Source organism: Novipirellula sp., assembly GCF_041583735.1.
In the GTDB taxonomy this organism is placed as follows: domain Bacteria; phylum Planctomycetota; class Planctomycetia; order Pirellulales; family Pirellulaceae; genus Novipirellula.
The window spans coordinates 1-8,170 of the sequence record NZ_JBFHFD010000395.1 but is presented as its reverse complement, the minus strand read 5'-3'; the positions used below and the strand labels follow the sequence as shown (position 1 = coordinate 8,170).

The 8,170-nt window shown below is 54.3% G+C and carries 6 protein-coding genes; all 6 read left to right on the top strand.

All coding sequences use genetic code 11. The features are described from left to right. The coding region (locus ABX962_RS23700; RefSeq protein WP_372722916.1) for an Ig-like domain-containing protein at nt 1–2,181 on the top strand (2,181 nt) is incomplete at its 5' end. A 373-nt stretch (nt 2,182–2,554) separates the two neighbouring features. Further along, nucleotides 2,555–5,086, top strand: a complete 2,532-nt coding sequence (locus tag ABX962_RS23695; protein ID WP_372722918.1) for a M1 family metallopeptidase — start codon at nt 2,555–2,557, stop codon at nt 5,084–5,086. 31 nt (nt 5,087–5,117) lie between these two features. Continuing rightward, a complete protein-coding gene (locus tag ABX962_RS23690) occupies nt 5,118–5,711 on the top strand; it encodes a DUF6702 family protein (RefSeq protein WP_372722914.1) in 594 nt (197 codons plus the stop codon). Next, the gene (locus tag ABX962_RS23685) at nt 5,674–6,927 is read left to right on the top strand and encodes a competence/damage-inducible protein A (protein ID WP_372722912.1); all 1,254 of its coding nucleotides are present in this window, start codon (nt 5,674–5,676) and stop codon (nt 6,925–6,927) included. The genes ABX962_RS23690 and ABX962_RS23685 overlap by 38 nt, the downstream gene beginning before the upstream one ends. A 48-nt stretch (nt 6,928–6,975) precedes the next feature. Beyond that, entirely contained in the window at nt 6,976–7,458 is a 483-nt protein-coding gene (locus ABX962_RS23680) for a hypothetical protein (protein WP_372722910.1), read from the top strand. 83 nt (nt 7,459–7,541) lie between these two features. Next, a partial coding sequence (locus tag ABX962_RS23675; protein WP_372722909.1) for a hypothetical protein occupies nt 7,542–8,170 on the top strand: 629 nt, incomplete at its 3' end.

Genomic DNA, 8,170 nt, shown 5'->3' with positions numbered 1-8,170 from the left:
GATTCCTTCAGCATTCCCGAAGGCTCGCAGAACCGTGCCCTCAACGTGCTGGACAATGACGTCGCCAGCCTGTCGGGCGGATTGTCGATCGCCAGCGTTACGCCGGGCAGTGCCGGAGGAACGGTCACGATCATCGGCGGCGGCCAATCGCTCCGCTACACACCGGCCAGCAATTTTGCGGGCACCGAACAGTTCACCTACAGCATCCAAGACGGAGCAGGATCGACCTCGAGTGCCCAAGTCACAATCAATCTGTTGCCGGGATCGCAGGCCGATGACCTCGTCGATTATTCGATCGAGTTCTTTGACCCGCTGAACAACACCCCGATCACCAATTTGCAACTCAATCCGACCGACCCGACCGCGAATCGATTCAGTGTTCGTGTGCTGGTTGACGAGCTTGATCTAGCAAACGCTCGTGACCCCGAAGGCGTTGCGTCGGCGTTTCTGGATTTGCTGTATACCGACGAATTGGTCAAAACCGTTGCCTCCACCGCCAACCCGGCGTTTCCATTTGACATTAGCTTTGGCCCACTGTTTTCAGGCGGTACTTTCCAACAAGGAAATTCGCAGAAGCCAGGCTTGATCGATGATGTCGGTGGTGTCCAGATCGTCAATAATCCGACTCCGTTTACCGGCAAAGCCGAGTTGTTCACGATCACGTTTGAAGCCTTGTCGCCAGGCGTCGCCGTCTTTACGGCCGACCCTGCGGACGATCCTCGAAGTGAAACCGTGCTGCTTGGACAAGACGTTGCCTTGACGCCGAGCCAGCTTCGACTAGGCAAAAATGAATTTGTGATCTTCGCGAGCGATGGAACGTTTGTTTCCGCGGTGGATGACGCGTTCATGCAAGGCGTTGATTCGACCGGCGCCACGATTTCGGCTTCATCGACCTCCGCGGCTCGTTTGAACGTCTTGGACAATGACCAATTTGCCGGCAAGACGCTGCAGGAATTCGGCGTCACCGTGCAGCCGCAAAACGGCACGATCACGGTCAATAACAACAATACGCCAAGCGATCTCAGTGACGACTATTTCAATTATCGTCCGACCAACAATCCAACGGCGTCGGGTTTTGACCAATTCACCTATGTGATCGTTACCAACGAAGGCATTCGCAGTACCGCTCAAGTCACTTTAGCGTACGGAAATGCAAATGCCGATGACCAAGTGCTGGTCGGATTGAATCTGGTCAACGCAGGCGGTCAACCGATCAGCAGCAGCCAGATTCGTGTCGGCGATCGCTTTGGTGTCCAAGTCAATCTCGAAGACTTGCGTAGCAACAGCACGTTTGTCTTCGCAGGCTTCCTGGACATGCTGTACGATTCCGATTCGATTCGTCCGGCCAATACGAACCTTGGCGACCGATTTAACTTTGATGTGACCTTTGGCAGCAATTTCAACGCTGCAGCGGGTGTTGGAACCGCAGCACGGCCAGGGATCATTGACGAATTCGGAAGTGTCAGCAGCCAAACCAACGCGACCCCGAGCAACTTCCCAAGTCTGAACCCTGCTCGCATGGCCACGGTGTTCTTTGATGCGATCGCCCCAGGCCAAAGCATCATCGCCGCATCCCCCGCGGATGCATCGCCGTTCCAGGACACGCTTCTATTCCAAGAAAACGATCCGGTACCGACCTCGCAAATTCGCTACGAAGCGTTGAACATTACGGTGGGATCGAGCGGGCAAGGCGAATCGCCTCTGCAGAACACGCGACTTCCGGCGGACGTCAATAATGACGGTCAAGTGACTCCGATTGATGCATTGCACGTCATTAACGAAATGGCACGAGCGTTGCCATCGGCGGCCGAGGGTGAATCGCTGCTAGTCAGTTCTTATTACGTGGACGTCAATGGTGACCGAGCGGTAACCGCGCTCGATGCACTTCAAGTCATCAACGAACTGAGTCGTCGCGTGCAGCCAACCGGCACCAGCAGTGAAGGTGAACAAGTCGCCACCGCGATGCTCCAGACGACAGCTTCGTCACAATCCGTTGAACCCGTAACCGATTCGGTCTTTGCTGAGTTGTCCAGCGGTGACGGCAAGGTGGTTTCGGTTGATGGGCCGACCCACTCGCAAACGGCGAACGCCGCCGTGGCAACCGGTTTCACCAGTGCTACGGATGATGACGACGACGTACTTGATTTGTTGGCTGACGACTTGGCCGGCCTGCTCAGCTAGGCTCGTCCGACGGCTTTGGTGGCGTCCAAGCAGCTAACATAAGAGCGGTGATGTCGAATCAAATCAGCAGTCTCCTTCGTTGGGGGAGAGGCAACCACAGTGTGGGGCGGAAGAAAAACTGCCCCCCTATCGACATCAACCGCAAAGTCTTAAACGTCCAGCCTTGGTCCCCCTTGCCGCGCCGCTATGAAAACCGCCCGTCGAACGTCGTAGTGGGTAGGATCCATCACGCTGGCGATGAATGGGGAAACAATTTTTCGCAGCCCCACGTCAAATCTTGGCAAGCTGGTTAAACTAGGTCAAAAATCGCCACCTGATTCCTCGCAATCACGATGTTGCCGCAGTGAAAACTATCTTGAGAGTCTCTCACCCGCTGATCCGAGTCAGCTTCATAATCGCCACCATTCTGTTCGGTTGGCAAATAGCGAACGCCCAATTCTTGCCGAATTCCAAGCACAGTGATTCGACAGATCGGTTCTTCCAAATCGATTCATGGCTGCCGACGCCGACGAGTACGCGAACCGCCTCGGGAGCCCCCGGCCCCGGTTATTGGCAACAGCGTGCCGACTATGACATTGATGTCACCCTGGATGACGCGAACCAACGAATTCGCGGCACGGTGGCGATTGATTACCACAATCAATCGCCTCACCCGCTGTCCTACGTGTGGCTGCAATTGGACCAAAACATTTTCAAGCCCGACTCGGACGCGGTCACCACCGCTCCGGCGCCGTCGATGCACTCGCGAGTCGAATTTAATGCAATTCGTTCGCTGTTGGCTCGTTCGACTTTCGAGGGTGGCTACAACATCAAATCGGTGACCGATGGCGACGACCATCCGCTGCCTCATTCGATTGTCAAAACGATGATGCGGATCGATTTGCCGGAACCACTCGCCGCCGGTGCATCCACACAGCTGAAAGTCAAATACAGTTACAACATCGTCGACAGCAAAATCATTCGTGCTCGCAGCGGCTACGAGTTTTTCGAAAAAGACGAAAACTATATCTACGAAATTGCTCAGTGGTATCCACGGGTGGTGGCCTACACGGACTACACCGGTTGGCAACACAAACAATTTCTAGGACGTGGCGAATTCACGCTCGAATTGGGTGACTTTGACGTTCGCATTACTGTGCCAAGTGACATGGTGGTTGCCGCAACGGGCGAATTGCAAAATGCCGACGAAGTGTTAAAAGCGGAATGGATCGAACGAATCGAAACATCACGCTCGGCCGAAAAACCGGTGATGATCATTACGCCCGAAGAGGCCAAAGCGAACGAAACAAGTCGTGCAAAGGGGACCAAGACTTGGGCATTCCAAGCCAAACAGGTCCGCGATTTTGCCTTCGCCGCCAGCCGCAAATTCATCTGGGATGCGATGGGCGTCGAAGTCGAAGACAACACCGTGATGGCGATGTCGTATTATCCCAACGAGGGCAATCCGCTGTGGAGCACCTATTCGACCGAAGCGATTGCTCACACGATTGAAGTCTATGGGCGTTACGCGTTTCCCTATCCCTACCCGGTTGCGATCAGCGTCAATGGTCCGGTCTATGGGATGGAATACCCGATGATCTGCTTTAACGGACCGCGTCCCGAAGACGATGGGACGTATAGCAAGGCGACCAAGTACGGATTGATCTCGGTGATCATTCATGAAGTCGGCCACAACTTCTTTCCGATGATCGTCAACAGCGACGAACGTCAATGGACATGGATGGACGAAGGCCTGAATACCTTTCTGCAATATTTGACCGAACAAGAATGGGAAGAGGATTATCCATCGGGTCGTGGCGAACCTGCCAAGATGGTGCCCTACATGAAGGGGGGCGGACAACGTCCGATCATGACCGGTAGCGAAGAGATTTTAAGTTTTGGCAACAACGCCTACGGCAAACCGGCGACCGCGTTGAACATCCTTCGTGAAACGATCATGGGCCGCGAGCTGTTTGATTTTGCGTTCCGAGAATACGCGCTGCGATGGCGTTTCAAACGCCCCACCCCGGCCGATTTTTTCCGCACGATGGAGGACGCTTCGGGCGTCGATTTGGATTGGTTTTGGCGAGGTTGGTTCTTCAGCACCGATCATGTTGACATCGCGATCAGCGACGTGCGGCTCTATCAAATTGACAGTGGCGATCCGGAAATCAACGCTGAAATCAAGCGTCAAGAACGTGACAAAGAGGAACCTTCGATCTCGAAAGATCGCAATGTCGACCTGCCCAGACGAATCGATCTGCAACCAGGCCTTAAGGACTTTTACAACAGCCCCGACTATGACGAACACAAAGTCGAAGAGTCGGATCGCAAAGCGTACCAAAAGTTCCTCGACGGACTCGAAGCGGACGAGCGTGCGTTGTTGCGACGGAAAACAAACTTTTACGTCGTCACGTTCCGAAACGTCGGTGGTCTGGTAATGCCGATCATCATTCGCATCCACTACGCGGACAACACCAGCGAAACCGTGACCATTCCGGCTCAGATTTGGCGAAGCAACAGCAAACAAGTCGACAAATTGTTTGTCACCGAAAAAGAGATCGCTCGTTTGCAACTGGATCCCAAACAGCAAACCGCCGACGCCGAGGAATCCAATAACTATTGGCCGCCTCGACTGGTTCCAAGTCGCTTCAAATTATACAAGAGCGAGAAGAGCAAAAACCCGATGCAAAAGGCTCTCAAACCCGACGTCGATACGTCCGAAGCCGAGAAAAAAAGTGAGGAGCCGAAGGACGAAAAAGAATCGGATGACAAAAAGGATGGCGACAAGGACGGGAAACCTGAGGTAAAAACGGAGGCCAGATCATCAAAAGGCTCCTCCGACGAACAGGCGGACGAAACCAAATCAAGCAAAACGCCTCATTCGCGGCCCAAAGCCTCGTCTCGCAAAAAACCCTCGGCCTAAGTCAATTTCCACCTCCATGCTCGGATCGATCATGTTCCACGCACTTCTGTTGCTGATGATGCTGCACCCGGTTCATGAAACCGTTAGCGAAGTCCAGTGGAACGGCGACAGCAATCGCTTCGAAATCGCACTGCGGCTTCATATCCTTGACCAGCAATGGATTGAGCAGCAAGCGGATAAGTCGCAAGCAATCGAAAACGTTGCCGTCCGGTATTTGAACAAGACGTTTCAGATCCGCCCGATCGGTGACGGCAAAATCGAAACGAGAAAAGCCGCGGGACTATCGAAAGCAAAAATCCACTGGGTCGGACGAAAAGAGGAAGGCTCGCATGTTTGGTGGTATTTCGAAATCGAACCCGCCTTGTCTCCGGCGGCTTCGGCTTCGCAAAGCGTTTCTGCAGTGCAACGTGATCCGGGACAGCGGAGTGCTGCGGGGAACGAGCTGCCCAAATTCGAAATCACGCAGCGGATGTTTTTCGAGCGACAAGAAGGGTTCCGCAATCGCGTAATCTTGCTTGGGCAACTGTCCAAAACTGCAATCACCCTTACAATCGAGCATCCAACCGCACCTTTGGAAGAATCGATTGATGAGCAATCTGGCGAACCCCGGCAGCCCCCCGAATAAACCTGCTCCGCTGAAATTGACGGCGGAAGTGATTTCGATCGGCGATGAAATGACCAGCGGGGCGCGGCTGGACACCAATTCTCAGTGGCTCAGCCAACGGCTTGGCGAATTGGGAGTGGAAGTCCGATTTCAGACCACCGTCGGCGATATGTTGCGAGACAACATTGACGTCTTCCAAATCGCCGCCGATCGCGTCGATATTGTGGTCTGCAGCGGTGGCTTGGGACCGACCCAAGACGATCTGACTCGCGAGGCCCTGGCCGAAGTGGTCGATGAACCGCTCGAGTTTCGTCAACAGGCAATGGATCATATCGAAAGCCTGTTCGGAGCACGCAAACGGCCGATGCCCGAACGGAACCGGGTGCAAGCGATGTTCCCTCGATCGAGTCATATCATTCCCAATCCGCAAGGGACCGCTCCGGGAATTGACTTGGTCATCGACCGCGGGCACTCGACCACCTGCCGTGTGTTTGCATTGCCAGGCGTGCCCGCCGAAATGAAGTTGATGTTCAACGAAACCGTATCGCACCAGATTGCAGAAATGTCGGGGGGCGGCAACGTGATCCAGCACCATGTAATGAAGTTCTTCGGCACCGGCGAAAGCGACATGGAATCACGACTCGGTGACATGATCGCGCGGGATCGCCAACCTCGCGTCGGCATCACCGTCAGCGAGGCGACGATCTCGCTGCGAATCACCGCGATGACCGATTCGCTGCAGCGGTGTACCGAGCAGATTGCGAGTACGAAAACCGAAATTCTAAACCGAGTTGGCGAGCTGTATTTCGGTGACGGTGAAAACTACGAACAATATCACGCGATTGATTCCATGCTGCGGGCTCGCGACGAATCGCTGGCCCTGCTGGAACTCGGATACGCCGCACCGCTGGGCGATTGGTTCGCTTCGCTCGGCGAGACGCCGGCATATCGTGGCGGCTTGTCGTTGGCGGCGATGCCCGACACACCGCTTACAGAAATTCAATCGCAATTTGGTGCGGATTGGTTGTTGGTCGTTGACGGTTATCCGGCAATTCCCGGCGACTTGGTGGGGCATGTTCCGGCATCGGATGTTCGCATGTGGATTGTCGCTGCGGATGGGAAAACGTACGAAGAAACGATCCACATCGGGGGACATCCCGAAATTCTGCAGCCACGCATTGGAAAAGCAGCCATGGCGTGGCTGCGAAGTGTGGTCTCGCGTTCGCCGAAGGCATAGGATAGTAAAGATTCCCCTTCCCTCCCTTCCCCAATTGCGAATGGAACCATGTCACGACTGATTGCGAATCTCGGGTTTGCGTTAATGATGACCGCGCTGACAATGACTCATGGGGGCGCGGATGAACCGGCGGAAAATGGGCAACAGGCCAGCGAATCCGATAGCCGCGCCGAACGAATTTCAAATTACCTAACCGGAGCAAAATTTGTTGGCAAGTTCACGGTGGACGGCAAAGACGACACGACGCCTAAAACCGAAGAGTACACGATTAGTAAGTGCGAAAAACTCGCAGAGAAAAACCTCTATCGTCTGACCGCTCGGATCAAATACGGCGAAGTCGATAGTGAAATCCCGATGGACCTGCCGATCTTGTTCGCCGGCAACACTCCGGTAATCACGCTGAATTCATTAAGCCTTCCCGGTATGGGAACCTTTAGTGCGCGCGTTTTGATTCACGATGGACGCTACTCGGGAACTTGGCAACATGACAAGGTCGGAGGCCATCTGTTTGGCAAGATTGTCAAAGAGTGAACCCCATCGCCGCACGCGAGCCGATTACAATCAGCTCTCGCGTGCTTTCTCTCCCTAACGCTCCTACCTCAAGAGTCCACATCATGCTTCGCCTCGTTGTCAGTGCCGCGTTCACGTTGTTGTTGGTCGCTAGCGCAGTGGCTGAAAAGCCAAACAAGCCCGTGTTCAGCGACGATTTTGAAAACGGTCACAGTCGCTGGCAGATGCTTGATCCCGAGACCTGGAAACTTTCCACCCACGACGACAACTCGACGATCGAGATCACCGAGCGGGGCAGCGCTTACCAACCACCGGTTCGCAGCCCTGGCCATGTCGCCTTGATTCGTGACCTGGAATTGGGCAGCTTCGAGATTACCTTTCGCGTCCGCAGCACCAAAGACACCGGCAACCATCGCGATTGCTGTGTCTTTTTCAACTACCAAGACGATCAGCACTTTTATTACGTGCACCTCGGTGCAAAACCAGATCCCCACAGCGGGCAGATCATGATTGTCAACGAAGCCCCGCGTTTGGCGCTAACGAAAAACGAATCCCTGACTCCGTGGGATGACCAATGGCACAAGGTCCGAGTCACCCGCGATGTCGTTTCGGGAAAAATCGACGTATTTTTTGATGAGATGAGCAAACCGCACATGTCGGTCACCGACAAGACCTTCGGCAAAGGGAAAATCGGGCTCGGTTCGTTTGACGACCTGAATGAATTCGACGATGT

Bases quoted from the DNA above. Each gene is read 5' to 3' on its own strand.
- ABX962_RS23685 (WP_372722912.1), top strand. From the start codon at position 5,674: ATGAGCAATCTGGCGAACCCCGGCAGCCCCCCGAATAAACCTGCTCCG.
- ABX962_RS23680 (WP_372722910.1), top strand. From the start codon at position 6,976: ATGTCACGACTGATTGCGAATCTCGGGTTTGCGTTAATGATGACCGCG.
- ABX962_RS23690 (WP_372722914.1), top strand. From the start codon at position 5,118: ATGTTCCACGCACTTCTGTTGCTGATGATGCTGCACCCGGTTCATGAA.